At 70.2% G+C, this 25,793-nt stretch carries 23 protein-coding genes; 12 read left to right on the forward strand and 11 right to left on the reverse strand.

The window, feature by feature from the left end; genetic code table 11:
- Positions 1 to 23: 23 nt before the first annotated feature.
- The 3 genes from vapB to pbpC are packed head-to-tail and all read left to right on the forward strand — an operon-like array spanning position 24 to position 2,891.
- Positions 24 to 269, forward strand: a complete 246-nt coding sequence (vapB, locus tag L0984_RS05555) for a type II toxin-antitoxin system VapB family antitoxin (protein WP_234192715.1) — start codon at positions 24 to 26, stop codon at positions 267 to 269.
- 7 nt (positions 270 to 276) lie between these two features.
- Positions 277 to 681: a type II toxin-antitoxin system VapC family toxin gene (locus tag L0984_RS05560; protein WP_234192716.1), complete on the forward strand. Its 405-nt coding sequence runs from the start codon at positions 277 to 279 to the stop codon at positions 679 to 681.
- Positions 678 to 2,891 (forward strand): penicillin-binding protein 1C, encoded by a 2,214-nt coding sequence (pbpC, locus tag L0984_RS05565; protein WP_234192717.1) that lies wholly within the window; start codon positions 678 to 680, stop codon positions 2,889 to 2,891. The genes L0984_RS05560 and pbpC overlap by 4 nt, the downstream gene beginning before the upstream one ends.
- Positions 2,892 to 2,958: 67 nt before the next feature.
- Here the strand turns inward: pbpC and L0984_RS05570 are convergent, their stop codons facing one another.
- Complete coding sequence (locus L0984_RS05570; protein ID WP_234192718.1) at positions 2,959 to 4,326, reverse strand: ATP-binding protein; 1,368 nt, start codon at positions 4,324 to 4,326, stop codon at positions 2,959 to 2,961.
- Entirely contained in the window at positions 4,323 to 5,051 is a 729-nt protein-coding gene (gene ompR, locus L0984_RS05575; protein ID WP_234192719.1) for an osmolarity response regulator transcription factor OmpR, read from the reverse strand. The genes L0984_RS05570 and ompR overlap by 4 nt, the downstream gene beginning before the upstream one ends.
- Positions 5,052 to 5,348: 297 nt before the next feature.
- Between ompR and L0984_RS05580 the strand changes: the two genes are divergently transcribed.
- Genes L0984_RS05580 through L0984_RS05590 form a run of 3 tightly spaced genes read left to right on the forward strand, consistent with a single transcriptional unit; the run spans position 5,349 to position 7,367 of the window.
- A complete protein-coding gene (locus L0984_RS05580) occupies positions 5,349 to 5,660 on the forward strand; it encodes an EF-hand domain-containing protein (RefSeq protein ID WP_234192720.1) in 312 nt (103 codons plus the stop codon).
- Between the two features lie 16 nt (positions 5,661 to 5,676).
- Positions 5,677 to 6,537 carry a sterol desaturase family protein gene (locus L0984_RS05585; protein WP_234192721.1) on the forward strand — a complete coding sequence of 287 codons (861 nt, stop codon included), beginning with the start codon at positions 5,677 to 5,679 and terminating at the stop codon, positions 6,535 to 6,537.
- A complete protein-coding gene (locus L0984_RS05590; RefSeq protein WP_234192722.1) occupies positions 6,534 to 7,367 on the forward strand; it encodes an alpha/beta hydrolase in 834 nt (277 codons plus the stop codon). The genes L0984_RS05585 and L0984_RS05590 overlap by 4 nt, the downstream gene beginning before the upstream one ends.
- Before the next feature lie 98 nt (positions 7,368 to 7,465).
- Here the strand turns inward: L0984_RS05590 and L0984_RS05595 are convergent, their stop codons facing one another.
- The 6 genes from L0984_RS05595 to clpS form a co-directional block, all read right to left on the reverse strand.
- Positions 7,466 to 8,629 carry a GGDEF domain-containing protein gene (locus tag L0984_RS05595; RefSeq protein WP_234192723.1) on the reverse strand — a complete coding sequence of 388 codons (1,164 nt, stop codon included), beginning with the start codon at positions 8,627 to 8,629 and terminating at the stop codon, positions 7,466 to 7,468.
- A complete protein-coding gene (locus L0984_RS05600; RefSeq protein WP_234192724.1) occupies positions 8,629 to 9,657 on the reverse strand; it encodes a GGDEF domain-containing protein in 1,029 nt (342 codons plus the stop codon). The genes L0984_RS05595 and L0984_RS05600 overlap by 1 nt, the downstream gene beginning before the upstream one ends.
- Before the next feature lie 154 nt (positions 9,658 to 9,811).
- A complete protein-coding gene (gene sbcB, locus L0984_RS05605; RefSeq protein WP_234192725.1) occupies positions 9,812 to 11,257 on the reverse strand; it encodes an exodeoxyribonuclease I in 1,446 nt (481 codons plus the stop codon).
- A 43-nt stretch (positions 11,258 to 11,300) separates the two neighbouring features.
- Positions 11,301 to 12,752, reverse strand: coding sequence for a cardiolipin synthase (gene cls / locus L0984_RS05610; RefSeq protein WP_114803396.1), 1,452 nt, complete (start codon positions 12,750 to 12,752; stop codon positions 11,301 to 11,303).
- Positions 12,753 to 12,877: 125 nt separating this feature from the next.
- Positions 12,878 to 15,199: an ATP-dependent Clp protease ATP-binding subunit ClpA gene (clpA, locus tag L0984_RS05615; RefSeq protein ID WP_234192726.1), complete on the reverse strand. Its 2,322-nt coding sequence runs from the start codon at positions 15,197 to 15,199 to the stop codon at positions 12,878 to 12,880.
- Positions 15,200 to 15,259: 60 nt separating this feature from the next.
- Positions 15,260 to 15,625, reverse strand: a complete 366-nt coding sequence (gene clpS / locus L0984_RS05620) for an ATP-dependent Clp protease adapter ClpS (protein ID WP_370645892.1) — start codon at positions 15,623 to 15,625, stop codon at positions 15,260 to 15,262.
- Between the two features lie 280 nt (positions 15,626 to 15,905).
- Between clpS and L0984_RS05625 the strand changes: the two genes are divergently transcribed.
- Positions 15,906 to 16,136 (forward strand): hypothetical protein, encoded by a 231-nt coding sequence (locus tag L0984_RS05625; RefSeq protein WP_017762187.1) that lies wholly within the window; start codon positions 15,906 to 15,908, stop codon positions 16,134 to 16,136.
- A 74-nt stretch (positions 16,137 to 16,210) separates the two neighbouring features.
- Here the strand turns inward: L0984_RS05625 and L0984_RS05630 are convergent, their stop codons facing one another.
- From L0984_RS05630 to L0984_RS05640, 3 genes are all read right to left on the reverse strand, one after another.
- Positions 16,211 to 17,725, reverse strand: a complete 1,515-nt coding sequence (locus tag L0984_RS05630) for a tripartite tricarboxylate transporter permease (protein ID WP_234192727.1) — start codon at positions 17,723 to 17,725, stop codon at positions 16,211 to 16,213.
- A 2-nt stretch (positions 17,726 to 17,727) separates the two neighbouring features.
- Positions 17,728 to 18,270, reverse strand: coding sequence for a tripartite tricarboxylate transporter TctB family protein (locus L0984_RS05635; RefSeq protein WP_234192728.1), 543 nt, complete (start codon positions 18,268 to 18,270; stop codon positions 17,728 to 17,730).
- A 71-nt stretch (positions 18,271 to 18,341) separates the two neighbouring features.
- Positions 18,342 to 19,301, reverse strand: coding sequence for a Bug family tripartite tricarboxylate transporter substrate binding protein (locus tag L0984_RS05640; protein WP_234192729.1), 960 nt, complete (start codon positions 19,299 to 19,301; stop codon positions 18,342 to 18,344).
- 112 nt (positions 19,302 to 19,413) lie between these two features.
- Here L0984_RS05640 and L0984_RS05645 point away from each other — a divergent pair, with 112 nt between their 5' ends.
- From L0984_RS05645 to L0984_RS05665, 5 genes are read left to right on the forward strand one after another with little or no spacing between them, the layout of a single operon-like run.
- Positions 19,414 to 20,097, forward strand: coding sequence for a response regulator transcription factor (locus L0984_RS05645; protein ID WP_234192730.1), 684 nt, complete (start codon positions 19,414 to 19,416; stop codon positions 20,095 to 20,097).
- 28 nt (positions 20,098 to 20,125) lie between these two features.
- Complete coding sequence (locus tag L0984_RS05650) at positions 20,126 to 21,544, forward strand: sensor histidine kinase (protein WP_234192731.1); 1,419 nt, start codon at positions 20,126 to 20,128, stop codon at positions 21,542 to 21,544.
- Positions 21,545 to 21,597: 53 nt separating this feature from the next.
- Positions 21,598 to 22,029: an RNA-binding S4 domain-containing protein gene (locus L0984_RS05655; protein WP_234192732.1), complete on the forward strand. Its 432-nt coding sequence runs from the start codon at positions 21,598 to 21,600 to the stop codon at positions 22,027 to 22,029.
- 24 nt (positions 22,030 to 22,053) lie between these two features.
- On the forward strand, positions 22,054 to 22,866 hold the full coding sequence (locus L0984_RS05660; protein WP_234192733.1) for a PPK2 family polyphosphate kinase: 813 nt from the start codon (positions 22,054 to 22,056) through the stop codon (positions 22,864 to 22,866).
- 7 nt (positions 22,867 to 22,873) lie between these two features.
- The gene (locus L0984_RS05665; protein WP_234192734.1) at positions 22,874 to 25,252 is read left to right on the forward strand and encodes a GspE/PulE family protein; all 2,379 of its coding nucleotides are present in this window, start codon (positions 22,874 to 22,876) and stop codon (positions 25,250 to 25,252) included.
- Positions 25,253 to 25,793: the final 541 nt, after the last annotated feature.

Below are 25,793 nucleotides of genomic sequence, written 5' to 3' on the forward strand. Positions count from 1 at the left end.
CATGAACCATCCGGAGACGGGCCATGCAGACGCGCATCTTCAAGAGCGGTAATTCCCTCGCCGTGCGAATCCCCCGCGAACTCGCCTTTGCCGATGACGTGCAGGAAGTGGAGATCGAGCGCGTGGGCGATGCCCTGATGCTGCGCCCAGTCCAGCAGGCCACCCTGGCGGACCTGGGCGACGTGCTGGCCCAGTTCAGCCCCGGCTACATGGCGGGGGGTCGCGAAGAATCCCCCGAGCAGGACCGGCCGTGGGGCGGGAAGGGGTGAGCGGCCCATGCACTACATGCTCGACACCAACATCTGCATCTACCTCATCAAGGGCCAGCCCGCGGAGGTGCTGCGGCGCATGCGGACCCAGCGGGTGGGCGACGTCGTGATGTCCGCCATCACCTTCGCCGAACTGCGCGCCGGCCTCGAGATGCAGCCGGCCCTGCGCGCCCATGACGAGCGGGTGCTGGGCCTGCTGACCGAACGCATTCCTGTGCTGCCTTTCGAGGAACATGCGGCGGCGTCCTACGGCGAACTGCGCGCCGCCGTGCCGGAGCGCCGCCGCAACGCGCTGGACCGCCTGATCGCCGCCCATGCGCGCAGCCTGGGCCTGACGCTGGTGACCAACAACGAGGCCGACTTCATCGGCTATCCGGGCCTGGCGGTCGAAAACTGGACCTTGGCGCCATGAAGCCGGTGAAGCCGGGCAGTGCCCGACGTCGCGCAGGTCTGCTGGCGCTTGTGCTGACGCTGCTGCCCGCCGTCGCCCTCGCCCTGCCCCGCTTCGACGACGTCCGCCGCGACTTCCAGCCCTCCGACGTGCAGGTGCTGGACCAGGGCGGCGCGCTGGTGCAGCGGGTGCGCACCGATGCCAGCGTGCGCCGCGGCCAGTGGATCGGTCTGGCCGACATCTCCCCCGCGCTGCGCAATGCGCTGATCTACAGCGAGGACCAGCGCTTCTACGAACACAGCGGCGTCGACTGGCGTGCCGTCTCCGCCGCCGCCTGGGGCAACCTCTGGAACACGCGCACCCGCGGGGCCTCGACGCTGACCATGCAGCTGGCCGGCCTGCTCGACGAGGACCTGCGCCGCGGCGCCAGCGGCCGCAGCCTGGGCCAGAAGGTGGAGCAGGTCTTCGGCGCCGCCCACTTGGAGCGCGACTGGCGCAAGGACCAGATCCTGGAGGCCTACCTCAACCTCGTGCCCTTCCGCGGCGAGCTGGTGGGCATCGACGCCCTCTCGCGCACGCTCTTCGCCAAGGCGCCGCACGGCCTGGATGCGCGCGAAGGCGCCATCGCCGCCGCGCTGGTGCGCGCGCCCAATGCCTCGGCCGCACAGGTGGCGCGCCGCGCCTGCGAGGTGCTGCGCGCCATGCAGCCCGCACCGGCGCCGGACTGCGAATCCCTCGCCTTCTTCACCCAGGCCGCGCTGCAGCGCCGTGCCTTCGACGCCAGCGAAGGCATCGCGCCGCACTTCGCCCGCCAGGCGCTGCGCCAGCGCAGCGGCGATGCGCCGACCCTGCGCACCACGCTGCGCGCGCCGCTGCAGCGCGCCGCCGTCGAAGCGCTGGACCGCCAGATGCGCGAGCTGCGCGGCCGCAACGTGCAGGACGGCGCCGCCGTGGTGCTGGACAACGCCAGCGGCGCCGTGCTCGCCTGGGTCGGCTCCTCGGGCGCGCACAGCCGCGCGGCCGAAGTGGATGCCGTGCTGGCGCCGCGCCAGCCGGGCTCCACGCTCAAGCCGCTGCTCTATGCGCAGGCGATCGCCGAGCGGCGTCTCACGGCCGCCTCGCTGCTGGAGGATTCCCCCGCGCAGATCGCCACGCCGGGCGGCCTGTACATCCCGCAGAACTACGACCGGCATTTCAAGGGCCTGGTCTCCGCACGCACGGCACTGGCCGCCTCGCTCAACGTGCCGGCGGTGCGCACGCTGGTGATGGTCTCGCCCGACGCCTTCGCGCGCCGCCTGCAGGCTGCCGGCCTCGCCCTGCGCGAGAGCGGCGACTACTACGGCTACAGCCTCGCCCTGGGCAGCGCCGAGGTCAACCTGCTGGCCCTGACCAATGCCTACCGCATGCTGGCCAACGGCGGGCGCTACACGCCCACGCGCCTGCTGCCGGGTGCCGCCGCCGACCCGCCGAAGCCGGTGCTCGATGCCGGCGCCGCCTTCATCGTGGGCGACATCCTGTCGGACCCGAATGCCCGCGTGCGCACCTTCGGGCCCGACAGCCTGCTGGCCACCCGCTTCTGGACGGCGGTGAAGACCGGCACCAGCAAGGACATGCGCGACAACTGGGCCATCGGCTGGTCGCAGCGCTACACCGTGGGCGTGTGGGTGGGCAATGCCGACGGCTCGCCGATGTGGGACGTGAGCGGCACCAGCGGCGCGGCGCCCGTGTGGGCCGAGCTGATGCGCCAGCTGCACCAGCGCGAGCCCAGCCGCGCGCCCGCGCCGCCGCCGGGCGTGGTGCAGCAGGCCGTGCGCTATGCCGCCGCGGACGGCAGCGAGCGCGGCACGCCGCTCGAAGCCGCCCGCAGCGAATGGTTCCTGGCCGGCACCCAGCAGGCGCTGTTCACGCCCTCGGCCATCCGGGCCGGGGCGGGCGACGAAACCGCCGGCCGGACCGCGCGCATCACGGCGCCAGCGGACGGCACCATCCTCGCGCTGGACCCGGACATCCCGCCGCGCCACCAGCGCGTGCGCCTGGCCGCCGACGGCGCGCCCGGCGATGTGCAGTGGCGGCTGGATGGCCGCACGCTGGCGCGCGGCACCGCGGCCGACTGGCTGCCCTGGCCCGGCCGCCATCGGCTGGAGCTGGCCGATGCGCGCGGGCAGGTGCTGGACAGCATCCGCATCGAGGTGCGCGGCGCGGGCGTGGTGGGCCCGCCGCCGCGTCGCTGAGGCAGGGCCGCGGCATCGGCGGGCACCCCGTCGCGAGCCGCGGTGTCTGGCGCCGGGGTGGCCGCCGTCAGGGCTCGGCACGCGGCAGCATCACGCGTGCGCACAGCCCGCCGCGCTCTGCCTTCAGCAGCACCAGCTCGCCGCCGTGCTCGCCCGCGATGCGCTCCACGATCGCCAGGCCCAGACCGGCGCCCGAGCCGCCGGCGCGCGCATCGCCCGCACGATGAAAGGGCTGGCACAGCCAGTCGGCCTGGGCGGGGTCGATGCCCGGCCCATGGTCGATCACCTCCAGACACACCCGGCCGCCTTGCGCGCAGGTGCGCAGCAGCACCGGCGGTGCGCCGTGCCGATGGGCGTTCTCCAGCAGATTCACCAGCATGCGCCGCAGGGCGGCCGGCCGGCCGCTGACGGCCGGCAGGGAACGGGCCGGCTGCCATTGCACGGGCTGCCCGTGGTCGGCGAAGTCGGCGCACACACGGGCGCACAGGGCATTCAGGTCCACCGGCTCGCGCAGGCCGGGCTCGTCGGCGGCGCGCGCGTAGTCGAGGAACTGGCCCACGATGCCGTCCATCTCCTCCACGCTGCGGACCATGCTGGCGCGGGTGGCGGGGTCGGCTGCGTCGCCGACGATCTCCACGGCCAGGCGCAGCTTGGTCAGGGGCGTGCGCAGGTCATGGGAGATGCCCGCCAGCATCAGCGCCCGCTCGCGCTCCTGGCGGGCCAGGCTGTCGGCCATGCGGTTGAAGCTGCGGCTGACGGTGGCGATCTCGCTGGGCCCGTCCTCCGGCAGCGGCGGCGGCTTGCGGCCGGCGCCCAGGCTGCCCGCTGCCTGCACCAGGCGGGACAGCGGCCGATCGAGCCGGCGCTGCAGCCACAGCGCACCCGCCAGCGCCAGCAGGCCGCTGCCCGCGCTCACGGCCAGCCAGGCCCCGGTGAACTCCCGCGCGGGCAGCACGCCGGGCAGCACCAGCCAGTGGGCATCGCCGTCCAGCGCCACCCGCAGGGCCAGGCCACCGTCGCCTGCGCGGCGCCACAGGGCCTGCATGCCGGCCTCGCCCAGGCGCTGCGACACCCGGCGGATGAAGCGCCGTTCCAGGGCCGTGAGCCGCGGGGTCGCGTCCGCGTCGCTGGCCACGTCCCCGCCCACCGGACGGCGGTTGAAGGCCGTCACGAATGCCGCGCGCTGGGCCGGCGGCAGGCTGGCCAGCCCGGCGCGCACGGCCAGCAGGTTGGTGGCCACGCCATCGGCCGCCTGGGCGAGCCGCGGCTTGAGCACCATCTCGCGCAGAAGCAGCGCGCTGCCGATCTGGCCGATCAGGATCAGCAGCACGATCAGCAAGGCATGGCGCCCGAGCAGGCTGCGCGGCCAGCGCGCGATGGCGGCCCGGGCACCGACCGCGCCTGCCTCGGTGTCGCCCGCGGTGCGGGCGCTCATCGGGTCTCCCCATCCGGCACGAAGACATAGCCCACGCCCCACACGGTCTGGATGAAGCGCGGCTGCGCCGGATCGGCCTCGATCAGCTTGCGCAGCCGCATCACCTGCACGTCGATGCTGCGGTCGGTGGCCTCGTGCTCGCGGCCGCGCGCCAGCTCGATGAGGCGGTCGCGGCCGAGCGGGCGCCCCGGGTGGCGGCAGAAGGCAGCCAGCAGCGTGAACTCGCCCGTGGTCATCGGCAGATCCTGGCCCGCGCGGCTGAGGCGGCGGCGGCCGAGGTCGAGCACGAAGTCGGCGCCGAAGCGCAACTCGCCCTCGTCCGGGGCAGGGCCGGTGTGCGCGCCCAGCATGCGCTGGCGCCGCACCATCGCCTGGATGCGGGCCAGCAGTTCGCGCGGGTTGAAGGGCTTGGGCAGGTAGTCGTCGGCGCCCATCTCCAGGCCGACGATGCGGTCGACCGGATCGCCGCGCGCCGTGAGCATCAGGATGGGGATGGTCTCGCCCTGCGCACGCAGCCGGCGGCAGACGGACAGGCCGTCCTCGCCCGGCATCATGACGTCGAGCACCAGCACGTCGAAGCGCTCGCGCGCGAGCAGGCGGTCCAGGGCGGCCGCGCCTTCGACGGTGCGCACGGCGTAGCCCTGGTCACCCAGGTAGCGCTGCAGCAGCGCACGCAGGTCGGCCTCGTCGTCGGCCACCAGGATGCGGGCAAGCGGCTCGGTCATGGGACGGCGACCGGCGCAGGGCGCGCGGCGACGCGGGACGGCGGCAGGGCAGGAAGCGGCGGGCGCGGCAACAGGGACATGGCGGCATCGTAGACAGCGCCGCCGTCCCTCCGGCCCTCCGAAATCATGACAAACGATGACAGGCCGGGGCGCCCGTCACGGCTGGTCATGAGCGGGGGCGGCGCCGTGACGAGTGCGTGACAACCCGGCCCGACAGTGGCGGCCTGCACTTATCCAAAGGAGCTCGCTGTGACCACCCCCCTGCCTTGCCCTCTGCCGCGAGCGGCCGTGACCGCCATGCGACCTCCCCTTCGCCGGCTCGCAGCCGCCCTCCTGGCCTGCCTGGTCGTGGGCGCCGCACACGCCCAGACCGCCCCGCCCGACGCCTCACGCGGGGACGCCCTGCGCAGCCAGTTGGCGCCGCGCTTCGCCGCCGCCGACACCAATGCCGACGGACGCCTGAGCCGCGACGAGGCCAAGGCCGGCATGCCGCGCGTCTACCGCGCCTTCGACGCCATCGACAGCGCGCATGCCGGCAGCATCACCCTCGCGCAGATCGAGGCCTACCTGGCCAGCCAGCGCGGCAAGCGCGGCGCGGGCGCCCCCTGAAGCCGTCGCACGCACCATGCAGGCCGACCTCCTTCGCCACGCCCTGGGACCGGAGGCGCTGCCCTGGCTGCTGGCCCTGCTGGGCCTGGTGCTCGTCGCGGCCACGGCCGAAGGGCTGGTGCAGACCTTCGTGCGCCGCCAGCCCTACGACTGGCGGGCCTATGCCGCGTCGCTGGCCGACACGGCGGGCCGCCGTGCGGTGGACACGCTGGGCCTGTCCATCGCCGCGCCGCTGCTGGCGCTGGCCTGGACGCACCGGCTGACCACGCTGCCGCTCTCCACCCCCGCGGCCTTCGTCCTGCTCTTCCTGGGCCAGGAGCTGTGCTACTACGCCTATCACCGCGCCGCCCATCGCGTGCGCTGGTTCTGGGCCACGCATGCGGTGCACCACTCGCCCAACGAGCTGACGCTGGCCGCGGCGCTGCGCCTGGGTTGGACGGGCAAGCTCACCGGCACGACGCTGTTCTTCACACCGCTGGTGTGGCTGGGCTTCTCGCCCACGGCGGTGATGGCGACGCTGGCCGCCAACCTGCTCTACCAGTTCTGGCTGCATGCGCCCTGGCTGCCGCGCCTCGGGCCGCTGGAATGGGTGCTGAACACGCCCACCCACCACAAGGTGCACCACGCCTCCAACCCGGAATACCTGGACTGCAACTACGGCGGCGTGCTGATCGTCTTCGACCGGCTGTTCGGCACCTTCGTCGACCTGCGCGCAGACCTGCCGCCCCGCTACGGCCTGACCACGCCGCTGCACACCCACAATCCGCTGCGCATAGCCTTCCACGAATGGGCGCGGCTGGCGCAGGACCTGCGCCGGGCCCGCGGCCTGAAGCAGCGGCTGCGCGTCCTCTTCGGCCCGCCTGGAGCCCTGCCATGACCCCGATCCGACACTGGCTGCCCGCCATCGCCCTGCTGCTGACCGCCGCCCTGGCCCATGCCGTCCCCGATCGGCAACTGGCCTACGGCCCCGATCCCGCCCAGCGGCTGGACGTCTACCTGCCCGCGCAGCCGCACGGTGCCCCGATCCTGGTGATGGTGCATGGCGGTGCCTGGATGTTCGGCCGGCCCGACGCCCCGAACGTGGTGGACGCCAAGGTGGCCCACTGGGTGCGCGAGCGCGGCTTCGTCTTCGTCTCGGTGGGCTACCGGCTGGTACCGCAGGTGGACGTGCGCGCACAGGCCCAGGACGTGGCCCGTGCGCTGGCCGAAGTGCAGCGGCTGGCGCCGGACTGGCATGCGGACGCGGACCGGCTGGTGCTCATGGGCCACTCGGCCGGTGCCCACCTCGTGGCGCTGCTGAGCGCCGACCCATCACTCGCGACCGCGCAGGGCGCCCGCCGCTGGCGCGGCACGGTGGTGCTCGACAGTGCGGCCCTGGACACCGAAGGACTGATGCAGCGCCGGCACCTGCGCTTCTACGACCGGGCCTTCGGCGCCGACCCGGCCCTGTGGCGCGCCGTGTCGCCCACGGCACGTCTCGCCGTTGGCAGCCTTCCGATGCTGCTGGTGTGCGCCAGCGAGCGTCGCGACGATTCGTGCGGCCAGAGCGCCCGGTTCGCCACCCTGGTGCGCGCGGCAGGTGGCCAGGCCACCATGCTGCCCCAGCCGCTGTCGCACGGCGAGATCAATGCGCAGCTCGGAACGCCGGGCGGCTATACGCAGGCGGTCGACCGGTTCATCGACGGGTGGGCCGCCCCGGTGCGCTGAGGCCACCGTTGACTGGCGCCGGCGCGGCGTCGGCAGGACCGGCACCGGCGGTAGGCTGCACCGGCAGCGCTGGCCCACCCCGGCGGCTGCGGCGCCGTTCAGGGGCGCCGCAGCGCGCGCCAGGGCCGCCAGGTCCGCCGTTCGGGCGCGGCAGGGATCAACGGCATCCGGCCGGAAGGCGGCGCCACCGCCAGTGTGTCCTTGCCCCGCGCCTTGGCCTGGTAGAGCGCCTCGTCGGCCAGGGCCAAGGCGCGGTGCAGGGGCACATCCGGCTCGACGGTGGCCACGCCGGCGCTCACCGACAGGCGCAGCCCGTCCACGCGCAGGTGATGCACCGCCGACACGCAGGCTGCCGCCACGTCGGCCGGCGATGCCGAGGCGTCCTCGATCCAGATGCAGAACTCTTCGCCGCCCAGGCGGGCGCACAGGTGCGGCGCGCTGGCGCCACGCAGCGCCTGCGCCACCGCGCGCAATGCGCGGTCGCCACCCTCGTGGCCCAGGCGCTCGTTGATGCGCTTGAAGTCGTCCACGTCCAGCAGCACAACGTTGAACACGCCGGCCGGCATGGCGGCCAGCGCCGCCTGGGTCCGCTCGAGGAAGGCGCGCCGGTTGGGCAGGCCGGTGAGCACGTCCTCATAGGCCAGCGCCGCCAGCCGCAGTTGCAGCACATGGCCGCTGCGCCGCTCGCGCGACAGCGCCAGGTGGGCCAGCAGGCACAGCGTCAGTGCGCCCGCCGCGAAGAAGGCCAGCACCGGCCGCTGGGCCGGCGCGACGCTGCGCATCAGTGCGCCATCGACAAAGACCAGGCCCACCGCCCCGATGCCGGCCAGGAAGTCGCGCAGCCGCACGTGGCACAGGGCCAGGCACATGCCGAAGAGCATCAGCAGCGGCAGCGTCCAGAAGGCCTGGGCCGCACTGCCTTCCAGGTTCAGCCGGAAGGCGATGGCCAACGACACCGTGACCATCAGCCCGCCCAGGCTCAGCAGCCAGGGCGGCCGGGGCCGCAGCGACAGCAGCATGCCCAGGCCCGCCGCGGCGGTGCAGAGGAGCTCGGCGGACAGATGCGCGCCACCACCCGGCCCGGAGACCATCAGCGTCATCAGCCAGATCAGCACACCCGTCGCCTCGCAGGCCAGGGCGAGCGACCGCACCTCCTGGCGCAGCGCGCGCCGCAGCGCCTGGGCCTGCGCGGCGGGAACCGAAGGCACCAGCCAACGCCAGAGGCGGCGCGCCCGCCGGTACAGCAGCATGCGCAGCGGCATCACCCCGCCGCCTCGGGCGCCAGGACCACGCGGTTCTTGCCCGTCCGCTTGGCATCGCCCAGGGCCGTGTCGGCACGGCGCATGGCCTGCTCGAGGGCCTCGCCGGGCTGCACGAGCGCCGCGCCGGCGCTCAGCGTGAGGCCCACCCCCTGGGCCGACACGCGCCGCGCCGCCTCCAGCACACCGCCGGCAAAGGCCAGCAGCGCCGCTGGCGAGGCCGCGGGCACCAGCACGCAGAACTCCTCGCCGCCCGTGCGGCCCGCAAGCGCTTCGCCGGGCAGCCGTTGCAGCAGCCGGCCCACGGCATGCAGCAGGCGGTCGCCCACCTCGTGGCCATGGCGGTCGTTGATGCGCTTGAAGTCGTCCACGTCGAGCGCGATGAGGCCCTGCGGCCCGGACGCCCGTAGCTTCTCCATGGCCACCTCCAGGAATCCGCGGCGATTGGCCACGCCGGTCAGGGCGTCCTGGTAGGCCAGGACGGCCAGCGAGGCGGCGGCCGCCACGCGCCGGCGCCGCGCCAGCGCCACGCCCCGGTGGAGCAGCAGCGCCAGCGTGAAGCCGCCCACCACCAATACGCCACGCAGGGCCTGGCCCGCGGGCCACGGAGCGAAGGCCGCACCCGGCAGCAGCACCAGCCAGACCGTCAGGCTGCACAGCACATAGCTGCGCAGGCGGACCTGCACCAGGCCCAGCACCAGCGACAGCATCAGGCACAACGGAAGCACCCAGAGTTCGCCGCCGCCCAGGACGTCGAGCTGGAAGCGGCAGCCGGCGGCCATCGCCACGGTCATCAGGCCCACGCCACTGTCATGTCCCGCGGCGTGGCGCGCGCCCATGCACAGGGCCAGCCCCACCGCCTGCACGAAGGTCCAGCAGAACAGGGGCAGCGCAAAGGCGGACAGCAGGGGCCAGGAGACCCAGAGCGACACGAGCCAGGCGAAAGCGGCAGCACAGGCCAGCACGCGGGCCGGCTTGCGCTGATGACGCACCACGTCATCGTCCAGGCGGCGCGCCTTTTGGGTCGCCACACTGGCCCGGCCGCGGGTGGCCAAGCTGTGCGCCGGCGAGGGCTCCCGCCCGGAATGTGAACCATTGATTGTCAAAACTTTGTTTCCAGCATGGCCGGACGCAAGTTAGACAGGAACGGGGGCGCGCTGTGTCAGCCAGCTTCCCCAGGGCGTTTCATCCTTGGGGCACAACCGCCTCGGCGTAGTCGTAGAGCTCGCCCAGCAGCGCCTCTGCACGCTCGTCGGCGTTCTCGGCGAGCGTGTCGATCTCCGCGAAATAGCGGTCCACGTTCAACCAGCCGTCCTCGCCCTCCACCAGGCGCGCGGTGCGCAGCGCCTCCCAGTGGGCGGCCTCCTCCTGGCTCAGCGTGGCCGGGAAGTTGCGCGCGCGGTAGCGCAGCACCAGTTCGGCCAGACGCGCATCGTCGAAGCCCGAGCGCGCGAGCGCCAGCTCCTGCGGCGACAGCGCGCGCAGCTGGTTCAGCCGCCGGCGGTCGGCCGGGCCGATGAAGCCGCCATAGAGGTCTTCGTCCACGTCCAGCGCCGGGCCGCGAGGCCGATCGAAGAGCTCGCGCCAGCGCTCGCTCAGATCGGGCAGGCCGGCGGCGGTCAGGGCATGGCGCTCGGCCTGCGCGAGGTCGATGCCCCACCGGCCGGCGGCCATCTCCACCATCTTGGGATTGCCCACGACCATGGGCGACTTGTTGAGGTGGATCGACTTGATGGGCAGCCGCGCCACGCCCTCGGGAAGATCAGCGCTGCGGGTGAACAGGCGCAGCCGCATCGTCTCCAGGTCCAGGTCGGCCAGCTCGGCCGGGTCGTGCGACAGGTCCCAGGCCAACAACTCATTGCGGTTGGTGGGATGGCTGGCCAACGGCCACATCAGGGCCAGGCAGCCGCGCTCGGTGCCGAACATGCCCGACACGTGCACGAAGGGCCGCGCCGTCTGCGGCGAGGCCGGCAGGCCCAGTTCCTGCGCCACGCGCTCCTTGCGTCGCAGCGCGAGCGCGAAGTCGAAGAGGCGCGGCCGCTCCTGGCGGATGAGGCGGGCCATGGCGATGGTGGCGCGCACGTCCGACAGGGCGTCGTGGGCCGTCTCATGCACCAGCCCGTTGGCGCGGGCCAGGTCCTCCAGCTTGAAGCTGGGCTTGCCGTCGGGATGCTTGGGCCATTCGATGCCCTCGGGGCGCAGGGCGTAGGTGAGGCGCACCACGTCCAGCAGGTCCCAGCGGCCGCATTCGTTCTGCCACTCGCGGGCATACGGGTCGATCAGGTTGCGCCAGAACATGAAGCGCGTGACCTCATCGTCGAAGCGGATGGTGTTGTAGCCCACGCCGATGGTGCGTGGCTGGGAAAAGGCCGCCTCGATACGGGCGGCGAATTCATGCTCGGGCACGCCCTCGGCCAGGCAGCGCTGCGGCGTGATGCCGGTCAGCAGGCAGGCCGTGGGGCTGGGAAGGAAGTCGGGCGCCGGCTGGCAGTACAGCATGATCGGCTCGCCCACCTCGTTGAGCTCGGCATCGGTGCGCACGGCCGCGAATTGCGAGGGCCGGTCGCGGCGCGGGTTGGCGCCGAAGGTTTCGTAGTCGTGCCAGAGGAAGGTGTGGGAAGCGTCGGCCATGGGTCGGGGTCGGAAAGCAGCCGGCCATTGTCGGCCAACGGGTTCACAGCAAGGGCGAGAAGAGCCGCGCGACGGCCTCGCCCAGCCGCAGCCAGAAGCTGCGGTGGCGGTGCGTGCGCACGGGCGAGGCACTCTGCAGGTCGGTCTCGAACTGCGCGGTCAGCGGCCCCGCGAGCGCGGGGCCATAGACCACCGCCATCACCTCGAAGTTGAGCAGGAAGCTGCGGTTGTCGAAATTGGCCGTGCCGATCATGGCGCAGTGGTCGTCCACCACCAGCGTCTTGGAATGCAGCATGCGGGCCTTGTATTCCCACACCTTCACGCCGGCGGCCAGGAGCTCGTCGTAGTAGGAGCGGGCGGCCGCGCTCACCACCAGCGAGTCGCTGCGCCGCGGCACCAGCACCCGCACGTCCACGCCGCGCAGGGCCGCGTTGGTCAGCGCCATCAGCGCCGGCTCGCTCGGCACGAAATACGGCGTCGTGAGCCAGGCCCGCTCGGTGGCGGCGTGGATGGCCTCCACATGCATGCGGTGGATGGCCTCCAGCGGCGTGTCGGGGCCGCTGGTGACGATCTGCACCGCCACCGGGCCGGCCTCCACGGGCGGCATGAGCCGCGCCATCAGGCTGCCGATGCCGTGCAAGGGCTCGCCGGTGGCATAGACCCAGTCCTCCAGGAAGGTGGTCTGCAGCCAGCGCACGGCGCTGCCCTCGATGCGCAGGTGGACGTCGTGGTAGGCGTCGGGGCGGGTGCGGCGGTCTTCCTCGTCCGTGATGTTCACGCCGCCGGTGAAGCCCACGACCCCATCGCAGACCACGATCTTGCGGTGGGTGCGGTAGTTGGTCACCGGCCGCAGGCGGCGGCCGATGCGCGTGTCGTGGAAGAACACGACCTGCCCACCTGCCTCGCGCAGCGGCGCCAGGAAGCGCCGCCCCACCCGCTTGGCGCCCAGCGCATCGATCAGCAGGCGCACCTGCACGCCGGCGCGAGCCCGCTCGATCAACAGGTCGCGCAGCGCGGTGCCGATGCGATCGGGCTCGAAGATGTAGTACTCGAGGTGGACGTGGTCCTGGGCGCCGCGGATGGTTTCGAAGATGGCGTCGAACGTCGCCGCGCCGCCCGAGAGCAATTGCACCGAGCGGGCGCTGGACACTGGCAAGCCGCAGGCGGCCAGGCCCAACGTGGCCAGCTGGTGCAGCGCGGGCGGCGCGTCCTCTGCCGCCTCCCGCAGCAACGCCATGTCGGCCGGCGCCTGCGCCATCACCCGGCTGCGCAAGCGCTTGAGCCGCTGCTTGGCCAGCCGCTGCGGCCCCAGGAAGTAATAGACGAAGAAGCCCAGGTAGGGCAGCAGCGCCAACGACAGGATCCAGCTCATGGTGGAGACCGGTGCGCGCTTCTGCATCACGATCCACACCGACAGCACGGCGATGTAGGCGCTCCAGGCGAGCGACAGGCCGGTGGTCCAGGCGGGACTGAGGTGGAACTCGGGCAGGGTCATCCAGAGGCTCGGCACGCCACCAGCCATTCGACCGGAAGCGGCCAAGAAAAAAGGCCGGGAGCGCGATGCTACCGGCCTTGTGTGGCACCGCCCGTGGGGGCGGACGCCAGCGTGGCGTGGGTCGATCAGCCGGCGGCGGCTTCCTCGGCCTCGGGCTTGGACTTGCCTTCCTTCTTGGGCAGCGGCGTGATGTCCAGCTGCACCTCGTCCTTGTCGTCCAGGTCGACCTCCAGGCGGCCACCGTCGGTCAGGCGGCCGAACAGCAGTTCGTCGGCCAGCGCGCGGCGGATGGTGTCCTGGATCAGGCGCTGCATCGGGCGGGCGCCCATGAGCGGATCGAAGCCCTTCTTGGCCAGGTGCTTGCGCAGCTTGTCGCTGAAGGAGACTTCCACCTTCTTCTCGGCGAGCTGCGTCTCCAGCTGCAGCAGGAACTTGTCGACCACGCGCAGGATGATCTGCTCATCCAGCGGCTTGAAGTTGACGATGGCGTCCAGCCGGTTGCGGAACTCGGGGGTGAACAGGCGCTTGATGTCGGCCATCTCGTCGCCGGCCTGCCGCGGGTTGGTGAACCCGATGGTGGCCTTGTTCATGGTCTCGGCGCCCGCGTTCGTCGTCATGATGATGATGATGTTGCGGAAGTCGGCCTTGCGTCCGTTGTTGTCCGTCAGCGTGCCGTGGTCCATCACCTGCAGCAGCACGTTGAAGATGTCCGGATGCGCTTTCTCGATCTCGTCGAGCAGCAGCACCGCATGCGGCTTCTTGGTGACGGCCTCGGTCAGCAGGCCGCCCTGGTCGAAGCCCACGTAGCCCGGAGGCGCACCGATCAGGCGCGACACCGCATGGCGCTCCATGTACTCCGACATGTCGAAGCGGATCAGCTCGATGCCCAGGATGTAGGCCAGCTGCTTGGCGGCCTCGGTCTTGCCGACGCCGGTGGGGCCGCTGAACAGGAAGGAGCCGATCGGCTTGTCGCCCTTGCCCAGGCCCGAGCGGGACATCTTGACCGCGGAGGCGAGCACTTCCAGCGCCTTGTCCTGGCCGAACACCACGCTCTTGAGGTCGCGCTCGATGGTCTGCAGCTTGCTGCGGTCGTCGTTGCTGACGTTCGCCGGGGGAATCCGGGCGATCTTGGCGACGATCTCCTCGACCTCGGCCTTGCCGATGGTCTTCTTGCGCTTGCTGGCCGCGAGGATGCGCTGGGCTGCGCCAGCCTCGTCGATCACGTCGATGGCCTTGTCGGGCAGGTGGCGGTCGTTGATGTACTTGGCCGACAGCTCCGCCGCCGCCTGCAGGGCCGCAGTGGCGTACTTGACGCTGTGGTGCTCCTCGAAGCGGCTCTTGAGGCCCTTGAGGATCTCCACCGTCTCGGCCACGGTCGGCTCGACCACGTCCACCTTCTGGAAGCGCCGCGACAGCGCCGCGTCCTTCTCGAAGATGCCGCGGTATTCGGTGAAGGTGGTGGCGCCGATGCACTTGAGCTGGCCGCTGGACAGCGCCGGCTTGAGCAGGTTGGACGCGTCCAGCGTGCCACCCGAGGCGGCACCCGCGCCGATCAGCGTGTGGATCTCGTCGATGAACAGCACCGCGTTCGGCTTTTCCTTCAGCGACTTGAGCACGCCCTTGAGACGCTGCTCGAAATCGCCGCGGTACTTGGTGCCGGCCAGCAGCGCGCCCATGTCGAGCGAATAGACCTGCGAGTCGGCCAGGATCTCGGGCACGTCGCCCTGCGTGATGCGCCAGGCCAGGCCCTCGGCGATGGCCGTCTTGCCCACACCGGCCTCACCCACCAGCAGCGGGTTGTTCTTACGCCGACGGCACAGGATCTGGATGACACGCTCGACCTCGTACTCGCGGCCGATCAGCGGATCGATCTTGCCTTCCTTGGCCTGGGCGTTGAGGTTGACGGTGAACTGCTCGAGCGGCGAGGCCTTCTCGTTCTTCTCGGCGCCGCCCTCCTCGCCTTCGCTGGAAGGCGCTTCGCTGCTGCCCTTGGGTTGCTCGGGCGGGTCGCTCTTCTTGATGCCGTGGGCGATGAAGTTGACCACGTCCAGCCGCGTCACGCCCTGCTGGTGCAGGTAATAGACGGCGTGCGAATCCTTCTCGCCGAAGATGGCGACCAGCACGTTGGCGCCGGTCACTTCCTTCTTGCCATTGCCCGTGGACTGCACGTGCATGATGGCGCGCTGGATCACGCGCTGGAAGCCCAGCGTGGGCTGGGTGTCCACGTCGTCGGTGCCGGCGACCTGGGGCGTGTTGTCCTTGATGAAATTGGTCAACGACGAACGCAGGTCGTCGATGTTGGCCGAGCAGGCTCGCAGCACTTCGGCGGCGCTCGGGTTGTCCAGCAAGGCGAGCAGCAGGTGCTCGACGGTGATGAACTCATGGCGTTGCTGCCTGGCCTCGACGAAGGCCATGTGCAGGCTGACTTCCAGTTCCTGGGCAATCATGTGATTTCCTTTGCCTTGCTGTGAATACTTCTGAAGACTTCAGATGGGTCGGATCGCGGTTTATTCAACCGGTTCACTGACGCACTGGAGCGGGTGGCCCGCCTGGACGGCGGCTTCCATCACTTGATTGACCTTGGTGGCCGCGACATCGCGCGGGTAGACCCCGCACACGCCCCGGCCGTCGAGATGAATCTTCAGCATGATCTGGGTGGCCGTCTCGCGGTCCTTGTTGAAGAACTCCTGCAGGACGACCACCACGAATTCCATCGGGGTGTAGTCGTCGTTGAGCATGACGACCTGGTACATCCGGGGGGGCGCCGTCCGCTGCGGACGCCGCTCTGCCACCACGGAGCCACCGTCGTCCCTCTGGGGGCGAACCGGCGCCGGAGGGGGTGCCGAGGGATTTTTCGTGGCCATGAAAATCATTCTATAGAGCACTGGAACTCGTGGCGTGAGGGCGGAATTCAAGCGCGCCGCAGGGGGCCTGCTCGCAAAAAAGGTGCCGCCGCGCCCCGTTTCCGCACCGCCAACCAGGCGATCCGGGAGAAAACGTGATGCCGGGGCGCGCCTCCCGGCTTCCCGGCGCGGCCCGGGCAGACCACCACGTGCCGCCCAACAATGGGCTGGCGCCCCAACCAATGGAGGCGCCGCGCCGGAATGACGCAAGCCACCGCCGAAGCCTCGACACGCGCCACTGGAGCCCGCCATGACCTCACACGCCATCCTTCCCTGGGCCGACGCTCTGGTGACCGACCAGCGCCTGCCTTTCGACGGCTTTCGCATCGAGAACTCGCCGGATGGCGCCTTGCTCGTCACGCATACCCTCCACGGCCGCCCGGTGTTCTGGCACCGCTACGAAGGCGTGCGCCTGGACGCCCAGAAGGTGTGCACGCTGGAAGGCATCGAGGGCTGGGTGGAGGTGGATCCGCTGTCGTGACCGCCCTTGAGCGGGCGCCCAGAAAAAAGCCCGCCACCGATCCCGGTGGCGGGCCAGATGCCGGGGCCGGCGCGTCAGGCCGCGTGCATCCGCAGCTTGCGGGCCGACAGGCGTTTGGCCACGCGCGGCAGCACCAGAACAGCCAGCACGACGACGATCAGCGCCACGGACATGGGCCGCTGCAGGAAGATCACCGCGCTGCCCTCGCCGATGGACATGGCATTGCGCAGTTGCGCCTCGGCCAGGGGCCCCAGGATCATGCCGACCACCACCGGCGCCGTCGGGAAGTCGAAGCGCCGCATCAGCACGCCGATCACGCCGATGGCATAGAGCAGCACCAAGTCGAAGGAGCTCTGGCGCATGCCATAGGCGCCGACCGTCGCGAAGATCAGGATGCCCGCGTAGAGCTGCGGCTTCGGGATCTTCAGCAACTTCACCCACAGGCCCACCATCGGCAGGTTCAGCACCAGCAGCATGATGTTGCCGATGTAGAGCGAGGCGATCAGCGCCCACACCAGCGCGGCCGAGGTCGAGAACAGCTGCGGCCCGGGCTGGATGCCGTAGTTCTGGAAGGCGCCGAGCAGGATGGCCGTGGTGTTCGACGTGGGGATGCCCAGCGTCAGCAGCGGGATCAGCGCCGCCGTCACCGTGGCGTTGTTGGCGGCCTCCGGCCCGGCCACACCCTCGATGGCGCCGGTGGTGCCGAACTCCGCCTTGTCCTCGGGATTCTTGGTCAGCTTCTTTTCGGCGGCATAGCTCAGGAAAGTCGGGATCTCGGTGCCGCCGGCCGGAATGCAGCCGAAGGGCGCGCCGATGGCGGTGCCACGCAGCCAGGCCGGGATCGAGCGCTTCCAGTCGCGGGCGCTCATGTGCACCCGGCTCATGGTGTTCTGCGTCTCGACCACGCGGCCTTCGTACAGTACGGCGTAGATCACCTCGGCCACGGCGAACAGGCCCACCGCCACCAGCACGATCTCGATGCCGTCCAGCAGTTCGGGAATGCCGCCGGTGTAGCGGCCCTGGCCCGAGATCTGGTCCAGGCCGATGCAGCCCACGGCCAGGCCGATCAGCAGCGCCGTCATGCCGCGCAGCGTGCTCTTGCCCAGCACCGCACTGACGGTGGTGAAGGCCAGCAGCATCAGCATGAAGTACTCGGGCGGACCGAGCTTGACGGCGAACTCGGCCACATAGGGCGCGAACAGCGTGACCACGATGGTGGCGATGGTGCCGGCCACGAAGGAGCCGATGGCCGACGTCGCCAGCGCCGCACCGGCGCGGCCGCTCTTGGCCATCTTGTTGCCTTCCATGGCCGTGACCATGCTGGCCGTCTCGCCCGGCGTGTTCAGCAGGATCGAGGTGGTGGAGCCGCCGTACATCGCGCCGTAATAGATGCCGGCGAAGAAGATCATCGAGGCCGTGACGTCGACCTTGCCAGTGATGGGCAGCAGCATCGCCACCGCCACGGCAGGGCCGATGCCGGGCAGCACGCCCACGGCCGTGCCCAGGGCGCAACCCACCAGGCACCACAGGAGATTGCTGACCGTGATGGCCTGCGCGAAGCCCTGCAACAGGGCGCCAAAGATGTCCATGGTCAGATCCAGCCCGTGGTGGTGAGGCCCGGCAGGTTGATCGCCAGGAATTGCGTGAACATCCAGTACACGGGCGCCGCGATGACAAGCCCGGTGACCAGGTCGATGGCCCAGGTGCGCGGCTTGCCCGCCGCCGGCTGCCCGCTGGCGCGGCGCAGGCCCTGCACCGCGAGCAGGTAACACAGGCCGCAGCTGAGGATGAAGCCGAGGTGTTCGATGAGCGCGGCGTTGAGCAGCAGGCCGGCAGACAGCCAGACGAAGCCGGGCCAATTGGCCCGCTCGGCCGGACCGTCGGCCTCGTCCATCGCCCGGAAGCCGCCGGTGCGCGCTTCCCAGGTGATCCAGGCGCCGCAGATGGTCAGGCCGATGGCCACCAGCCAGGGCAGGAAGTTGGGGCCGACGCCGCCGTAGCCGGCTTCGGAAGAGATGCCGATGGCACCGAAGGCCATGGCCAGGCCGACGAGCACGACGCCCAGGCCCACCAGGGTCTGCATCGTGTTGGCGCGCGCGGGCGCGTCCGGCGAGGAAGGGGAAGAAGCGATCATGCGGGTCTCCATGCGGCCGCGCCGCGGCACCGAGGGGCGGTGCGGCGGCGCGGGGCGCTCGGGAAGTGCGTTCAGACCATGCCGGAGCGCGTCATGATGGCGCGCAGGCTGGCGAATTCGTCGTCGACGAACTTGTCGAAAGCCGGGCCGGTGAGCACGGCGGGCGTCCAGTCGTTCTTCTTGAGGGCTTCGGCCCAGGACGCGCTCTTGACGGCCGTCAGCACACGCTCGGTCAGCGCCTTGCGCTGCTCTTCCGAGATGCCGGGCGCGCCGTACACGCCGCGCCAGTTGCCGATCTCGACGTCGATGCCCAGTTCCTTGAGCGTGGGCACGTTGACGCTCTGCAGCCGCTGCGCCGACGTGACGGCCACCGGCTTCATCTTGCCGTCGGCGATGTAGGGCGCGAACTCGCTGTAGCCGCTGCCGCCGATGGTGACGTTGCCGCCGAGGATGGCCGCCGTGGCCTCGCCGCCCCCGCGGAAGGCGACGTAGTTGATCTTGGACGGATCGACGCCCACCTTCTGCGCGATCATGGCCGCGGCGATGTGCTCGGTGGAGCCGCGCGAACCGCCGCCCCACTTGACGCTGCCCGGGTCCTTCTTGAGCTGGGCGACCACGTCGGCCATGGTCTTGAAGGGCGAGTTGGCCGGCAGCACGAACACGTTGTATTCGCTGGTGATGCGGGCGATGGGCGTGGCCTGCGACAGGTTGACCGGCGGCTTGCCGGTGATGATGCCGCCCAGCATCACGGCGCCCATCACCATCAGCGCATTGCCGTCGCCCTTGGAGCCGTTGACGAACTGGGCCAGGCCCAGCGCGCCGGCAGCGCCGCCCTTGTTGTCGTAGCTGACCGTGTCGGCCGCCTTGGCGTCGATCATGGCCTTGCCCAGCGCGCGGCCGGTGGTGTCCCAGCCGCCGCCCGGGTTGGCCGGGATCATCATCTTGACGTTGGTGGCCGCCTGGGCGGACAGCGGCAATGCGCCCACGGCGGCCAGCGCCGCCAGGGATTTGAGGAACTCGTCTCTGCGCATGGGGGTCTCCTTCTTGCTTCCGATGAGTGTTTTGGTGCGGCTTATGATGCGCGGCCCCGCTGTCAGTTGGCTGTCGCGCCACTCGGGGTAAACACCGAGCCTCCGGAGCCTCATGAAGCTGCTGCTGGTCGAAGACGATCCCTCCATGCAGTCCACCCTGCAACGCACGCTGGGGCGCCGGCAGATCGATGTCCGTGTGTGCGGCGATGGTGCCGAGGCGCTCGCCCAATGGCAGGCGATCGAGCCCGACGTGGTGGCGCTGGACCTCAGCCTGCCCGGCATGGATGGCCTGGAAGTGCTCACCCGTGCACGGGCGAGCGGCCTGCGCACCCCCGTGCTGATGCTCACCGCCCGCGGCACCGTGGGCGACCGCATCCTGGGCCTGAACGCCGGCGCCGACGACTACCTGCCCAAGCCTTTCGACCTCGATGAGCTGGAAGCGCGTCTGCGCGCCTTGCGGCGGCGCTCGCCCGCCGATCCGGCCGTCGCCACTGCACCGGTGGAGATCGGCGCACTGCGCCTGGAGCCGGCCAGCGGCGCCTTCTACCTGCGTGGCGAGGCCCTGGAACTCACCCCCCGCGAAGCCGCCCTGCTGCGCGCACTGGCCGCCCGCCCCGGCCATGCGGTGACCAAGGAGCGGCTGTTCGAACTGGTCTTTCCCGGCGAGACCCAGGTGCAGTACGAGGCCATCGAAGTGGTGGTGTACCGGCTGCGCAAGAAGCTCGCGGGCACGGGCTGCGCGCTCATGACCCTGCGCGGGCTGGGCTACCTGCTGCGCGAGGAGCAGGCCAGCTGATGGCGCGTGACCGCCCTGCGCCACCGGCATGAGGTCGCGCTCGTTGCGTTTCCGGCTGCTGCTGGGCCTGCTGGCGCCGGTGGTGCTGTTCATCCTCATCAACAGCGTGAGCGTCTATCGGCAGGCGCTGGCGGCGGCGACCACGGCCTACGACCGCACGCTGCTCGCCTCGGCCAAGACCATCGGCGAACAGCTCGACGTCGAGGGCTACGACGAACTGGCCTCGCTGCGCTCCACCGTGCCCTATTCGGCACTCGAGGCCTTCGAGGCCGATGCGCAGAGCCGCATGTACTACCGCGTCTCCACGACCCATGGCGAGATGATCTCGGGCTTCGCCGAGCTGCCTCTCTGGCGCGGCACGCTCCCGGCCAAGCCGCCCTATGCCGCCCTCGTGGACTTCTACGACTCGGAATTCCGAGGCCAGCCGGTGCGCATGGCCGTGCTGCTGCAGCCGGTGGCCAGTGCACGCGGCCTGGGCATGGCCGTCGTCCAGGTGGCCGAGACGCTGGAGCTGCGCGAGGCGCTGGCGCGCCGCCTGCTCGTCGACATGCTGTGGCGGCAGCTGCTGCTGGTTGCGGTGGTGGCCAGCGTGACCGTCTTTGTCGTCCAGCAGGCCACCCGCCCCGTGCGGCGGCTGGGGGAGGCCATTGCCGAGCGGGCGCCCGACGACCTCTCGCCCATCGACGCCCCCGATGCGCCGCGCGAGCTGCGTCCGCTGGTGGATGCCACCACGGCGGTGATGGCGCGTCTGCGCGGCCTGCTCGATCACCAGAAGCGCTTCGTGCGCGATGCCGCCCACCAGCTGCGCACGCCGCTGGCCGTGCTCAAGGCCCAGGTGCAATCCGCGCGCCGGGGCGACGTGCCCGCGGCGCAGGCGCTGCGCGAGATCGATGCCACCGTCGACCGTGCCACCCAGCTGGCCAACCAGATGCTCGCCCTGGCCAAGATCGAGCAGTTGCGCCAACGGCCGGAATTGCAGCAGCTGGACCTGGCCGAGATGGTGCGGCAGGTGGCGCTGGACGTCTCGCCGCTGATCGCGGACAAGGCCCTGGACTTCGAGCTGGACGTGGTCCCGGCCAGGGTCGAAGCCCATGCCTGGATGCTGCTCGAACTGGGCCGCAACCTGCTGCACAACGCGATCGGCCACAGCCCGCGCGGCGGCATGCTCACCGTGCAGGTCTCGCCGGATGGCGTGGACGCCGTCAACCTGTGCGTGCGCGACGCGGGGCCTGGCATTGCGCCCGAACTCCGGCAGCGGCTCTTCGCCCCCTTCGCGGCCGGCGACACGGCACGCGGCTCGGGACTCGGCCTGGCGATCTGCCGCGAGATCGTGCTCACCCTGGGCGGGAGCATCCACCTGGACAATCGCCTGGATGCGGACGGCCGCGTTGTCGGGCTGGATGCGCGGGTGCGGCTGCCCGCCGCGAATCCGGCCACGTCCGATTGACAGCACCAGCCGGGCGCTGTTTGCTTGAAACACCTCTCATTCTTCCGATACTCATGGAGCGCATGCGCATCGACAAGTGGCTGTGGGCCGCTCGCTTCTACAAGACCCGTTCGCTCGCCGCGGAAGAGGTCGACCGCCACCGCGTGCAGGTCAACGGCGATGTGGTCAAACCAGCGCGCGAGGTCCGGGCGGGCGACCTCGTGCAGCTGCGCCAGGGACCGGACACGCGCACAGTGCGAGTGCGGGGCCTGTCGATGCAACGCGGGCCGGCGCCGGTGGCGCAGTTGCTCTACGAAGAGACCGCAGAAAGCATCGCCGTCCTGTCGGCCGCACGGGAAGAGCGACGCCTGGCCCGCGAGCCGGCCCATGCGATCGTGCAGGGTCGCCCCACCAAGCGGGACCGGCGCCACCTCGACACCGCCCGCGAGGTGGGCTGGGGGGATCGCTGGAGCGCCTCGGTCGACGACGACGGCACGGGCCGCTGACAGGTCATGCGTTAGGCTCGGCGGATGACCCGGCTCAAGCACTATCGCGTCAAGCCCGACGCCCCCTTCCGTCTGGCCGACATCGATCCCGGAGAAACGCCCTTCCTGCCGGCCGAGGAACATCACCAGCGCGAGTCGCTGGAGTTGCTCGCCGACGAGCTCGACCACTGGCAGAACCTGCTTCATGCGGAAGGGCGGCGCAAGCTGCTGCTGGTGCTGCAGGGCACGGACACGAGCGGCAAGGACGGCACCATCCGCTGGGTGTTCTCGCGCACCTCTCCACTGGGCGTTCGCGTCGCCGCCTTCAAGGCACCCACGGATGAGGAACGCGCGCGCGACTTCCTGTGGCGCTGCCATGCGGTCGTGCCACGGGCCGGCGAGATCGCCGTGTGGAACCGCAGCCACTACGAGGACGTGCTCGTCCCCTGGGTCGAGGGCTGGATCGGCAAGGCCGAATTGCGCCGGCGCTACGCCCAGATCAACGACTTCGAGCGACTGCTGGCCGAGACCGGCACCGTCCTGGTCAAGTGCATGCTGCACATCGACAAGGAGGAGCAGCGCAAACGCCTCCAGGCCCGACTGGACGATCCGAGCAAGCACTGGAAATTCAGCATGGGCGACCTGGCCGCACGCCAGAAGTGGGACGCCTACCAGCAGGCCTACGAACACGCGATCGCCGCCACCTCCACCGCACACGCCCCCTGGTACATCGTCCCCGCCAACCACAAGAACCATCGCAATCTGATGATTGCCCGGCTGCTCATCAAGGTGCTGCGGGACATGAAAATCAGCCTTGCGCCTGCCAACCCGGCCTATGCCGGCTTGAAGGTCCAGTGACTCGGTCATGTCGAATCCCGCTCTCCCCGTCTCCCCTACTGCCGACGCCGTCGCGCCCGACACCTTCGCGTGGCCTCTGCCGCCCCAAGGCCATTTCCGCGTTCCCAACACCAGCACCGTCCGCTGCGAGATCAGCAATCTGGCAGGCCGCCACGGCGAAGGGGTGATGAACCTGTTCTCGCCCTCCGCGCAGTTGGTCCACATCCATCTTCTGCGCACACGTGCGCCTGTGCCGCTGCGCTTCGACCAGTTCCGATCCCTGCTGTTGCTGGATCCGCTGCGTCCTCTGGACGACACCCCGGTCGAGTGGGCCGATTACCGCATCGTGTGGAAAGGCGACGGCGGCGAACTGGGCGGTCGCAGCGCCGGCCATGTGCAGACGCCATTCGGTGTGTTCCTTTTCCCGGGCGACGAGGAAGGCCGCGTCCGGCGGCTCTTCGTGCCCCATGCCGCCTATGAGCGCATCGAGACCGACGCCGCCGCTGCGGGCGGCACGCTGTCCCAGGTGGCCACCCGTCGGAGCGAACTGCTTCAGGCACTGCAGCGCCAGGCCAGCGCCCCGATCGTGCGTATCGGCGAAGCGCTCATATCGCTGGGCATGATCAACGAGGAGCAGCTCAACGAAGCCCTCGCGGCGCAGCGGCAGATGGACAACGGCCTTCCGCTGGGCGAACTCCTGGTGCGGATGGGGGCCGTATCGGCCGCCGACCTCAAGGTCGCGCTCACCCGCAAGATGGGGTATCCGGTCGTGGATCTGCAGGCTTTCGAGTCCGAGCCCGATGCGCTGACCCGCCTGAGCCATGCCGTGGCACGTCGGCTGCAACTGCTGCCGCTGATCGTCGCGGATGGCCGTCTGGTCGTGGCGATGGACGACCCCGCCAACCGCCACGGCGCCTTGGACGAGGCGGAGTTCATCGCCCAGATGAAGATCGCGCCGGTGCTCGGCCAGTGCGAGGACTTCGAGGCCTGCGTGTTCGCCGCCTACGACAAGATCGGCGCGGCTTCGGAGGCGAAGCCGACGCCCTCCCAGGCGCAGGCGATGGAGTTCGAGACCACCGACACCAGCAGCCTGCTGGAATCGCTGGAAAAGGAGAACCAGACGGGCCTCGAATCGGACGATGACCGCCCGATCGAGCAGTCCGACAACTCGCTCGTGCGGATGATCAACCGCATGATCCTGGAGGCCTTCACCGGCGGGGTGTCCGACATCCACGTCGAGAGCTATCCCGGCAAGGAGAAGATCCGCATCCGCTTCCGCAAGGACGGTCTTCTGCGGACCTACCTGGAACTGCCGCACAACTACCGCAATGCCGTGATCGCCCGCATCAAGATCATGGCCGACCTGGACATCAGCGAGCGACGCAAGCCGCAGGACGGCAAGATCAACTTCGCGCGCTTTTCGCCCAAGCACCGGCTCGAACTGCGTGTCGCGACGATCCCGACCAACAACGGCCTCGAAGACGTGGTGATGCGGATCCTGGCTTCGGCCAAGCCGCTGCCGCTCGACAAGCTGGGACTGACCGACAGCAACTACCAGCGTCTGCGCGCGGCCATCGAACGTCCTTACGGCATGGTGCTGTGCGTGGGTCCGACAGGCTCGGGCAAGACCACGACGCTGCACTCGGCGCTCAGCCACATCAACACGCCCGAGCGCAAGATCTGGACGGCCGAGGATCCGATCGAAATCACCCAGACGGGTCTTCGCCAGGTGCAGGTGAATGCACGCATCGACTGGACTTTTGCACGGGCGCTGCGCGCCTTTCTTCGTGCAGATCCCGACGTGATCATGGTCGGGGAAATCCGCGACGAAGAAACGGCCCGGGTGTCGATCGAGGCCTCGCTCACAGGGCACTTGGTGCTGTCCACCCTGCACACCAACAGCGCCCCGGAGACGGTGACGCGTCTGCTCGACATGGGCATGGATCCCTTCAACTTTGCCGATTCGCTGTTGGCCGTGCTGGCGCAGCGTCTGGTCCGGCGCCTCTGCCCATCCTGTCGAACCAGCCGGCCCGCTTCCCCCGCGGAAATCGACGAACTGGTTCACGATTACCTCCACGCCTATGGCGCTGCGCAAGACGTGGAGGACCGCGAGGCCTTGCTTGCACGTTGGCGCACACGCTACGGCGTCGAGGGCCAACTCCACTTCCACCACAGTCCCGGCTGTCCGGTCTGCGAGAAGACCGGCTTCAAGGGCCGCGTAGGGCTGCATGAATTGATGGTGATCTCTCGCGAACTGCGGGAGCTGATCCAGGGCGGTGCTCGCGTGGAGGCGCTGCTTGCCACGGCCGTGCGACAGGACATGCGCACACTTCGCCAGGACGGGATCGAGAAAGTGCTTTCGGGGCAGACGACCATCGAGGAAGTCAGGGCGACCAGCAACAGTTGAGTCGATGCCGCCGCCAAGGGCGCAGGCCGGCAGTGCAGTGGCGGCGAAGCTGCGGCAGATGGTGCCGATGCTGCTGGCGCATCTGCGCTCCCGCGGCTGGGAGACCACCACGATCCGGATCAAGATATCGGCGGCGAGTTGAGCGGGGCTGGTTTGTCCGGCTATGCGGCGAGCGGTGCTGTTCCGCTAGGGCCCGGCGCGAGGCCTTGAAAACGATGTCTGGTCGCTCCTGCGCAATCCCGCTCGTCACAGTTCACTTGCTAAGGCATGACGCGACAGCGGTCTTATTCGGGACTCAAGAACTGGCAGTTGTTTGCGGCGTCCGCCAAAACGAATGTCACACGCCGTGGCCAAGCCGAGGCCCCGCGCTGTGTCATTGAGCGAGCGCGCCGGGGTACCCTTTTTTCAATCAAGCCAAAGACAAAAAGCCCCGCAGCGAGAGCTGAGGGGCTTTTTGAGGGCTGTAAGAGCCTGACGATGACCTACTTTCACACGGGAGTCCGCACTATCATCGGCGCTGAGTCGTTTCACTGTCCTGTTC

This window comes from Pseudacidovorax sp. NFM-22 (genome assembly GCF_021401245.1).
Taxonomy (GTDB): Bacteria; Pseudomonadota; Gammaproteobacteria; order Burkholderiales; family Burkholderiaceae_C; genus Xenophilus.

Coding starts and splice junctions, on each gene's coding strand:
- vapB (WP_234192715.1), top strand. CDS start 24: ATGCAGACGCGCATCTTCAAGAGCGGTAATTCCCTCGCCGTGCGAATC.
- L0984_RS05560 (WP_234192716.1), top strand. CDS start 277: ATGCACTACATGCTCGACACCAACATCTGCATCTACCTCATCAAGGGC.
- pbpC (WP_234192717.1), top strand. CDS start 678: ATGAAGCCGGTGAAGCCGGGCAGTGCCCGACGTCGCGCAGGTCTGCTG.
- L0984_RS05570 (WP_234192718.1), bottom strand. CDS start 4,326: ATGAGCGCCCGCACCGCGGGCGACACCGAGGCAGGCGCGGTCGGTGCC.
- ompR (WP_234192719.1), bottom strand. CDS start 5,051: ATGACCGAGCCGCTTGCCCGCATCCTGGTGGCCGACGACGAGGCCGAC.
- L0984_RS05580 (WP_234192720.1), top strand. CDS start 5,349: ATGCGACCTCCCCTTCGCCGGCTCGCAGCCGCCCTCCTGGCCTGCCTG.
- L0984_RS05585 (WP_234192721.1), top strand. CDS start 5,677: ATGCAGGCCGACCTCCTTCGCCACGCCCTGGGACCGGAGGCGCTGCCC.
- L0984_RS05590 (WP_234192722.1), top strand. CDS start 6,534: ATGACCCCGATCCGACACTGGCTGCCCGCCATCGCCCTGCTGCTGACC.
- L0984_RS05595 (WP_234192723.1), bottom strand. CDS start 8,629: ATGCCGCTGCGCATGCTGCTGTACCGGCGGGCGCGCCGCCTCTGGCGT.
- sbcB (WP_234192725.1), bottom strand. CDS start 11,257: ATGGCCGACGCTTCCCACACCTTCCTCTGGCACGACTACGAAACCTTC.
- cls (WP_114803396.1), bottom strand. CDS start 12,752: ATGACCCTGCCCGAGTTCCACCTCAGTCCCGCCTGGACCACCGGCCTG.
- clpA (WP_234192726.1), bottom strand. CDS start 15,199: ATGATTGCCCAGGAACTGGAAGTCAGCCTGCACATGGCCTTCGTCGAG.
- clpS (WP_370645892.1), bottom strand. CDS start 15,625: ATGATTTTCATGGCCACGAAAAATCCCTCGGCACCCCCTCCGGCGCCG.
- L0984_RS05625 (WP_017762187.1), top strand. CDS start 15,906: ATGACCTCACACGCCATCCTTCCCTGGGCCGACGCTCTGGTGACCGAC.
- L0984_RS05630 (WP_234192727.1), bottom strand. CDS start 17,725: ATGGACATCTTTGGCGCCCTGTTGCAGGGCTTCGCGCAGGCCATCACG.
- L0984_RS05635 (WP_234192728.1), bottom strand. CDS start 18,270: ATGATCGCTTCTTCCCCTTCCTCGCCGGACGCGCCCGCGCGCGCCAAC.
- L0984_RS05640 (WP_234192729.1), bottom strand. CDS start 19,301: ATGCGCAGAGACGAGTTCCTCAAATCCCTGGCGGCGCTGGCCGCCGTG.
- L0984_RS05645 (WP_234192730.1), top strand. CDS start 19,414: ATGAAGCTGCTGCTGGTCGAAGACGATCCCTCCATGCAGTCCACCCTG.
- L0984_RS05650 (WP_234192731.1), top strand. CDS start 20,126: ATGAGGTCGCGCTCGTTGCGTTTCCGGCTGCTGCTGGGCCTGCTGGCG.
- L0984_RS05655 (WP_234192732.1), top strand. CDS start 21,598: ATGGAGCGCATGCGCATCGACAAGTGGCTGTGGGCCGCTCGCTTCTAC.
- L0984_RS05660 (WP_234192733.1), top strand. CDS start 22,054: ATGACCCGGCTCAAGCACTATCGCGTCAAGCCCGACGCCCCCTTCCGT.
- L0984_RS05665 (WP_234192734.1), top strand. CDS start 22,874: ATGTCGAATCCCGCTCTCCCCGTCTCCCCTACTGCCGACGCCGTCGCG.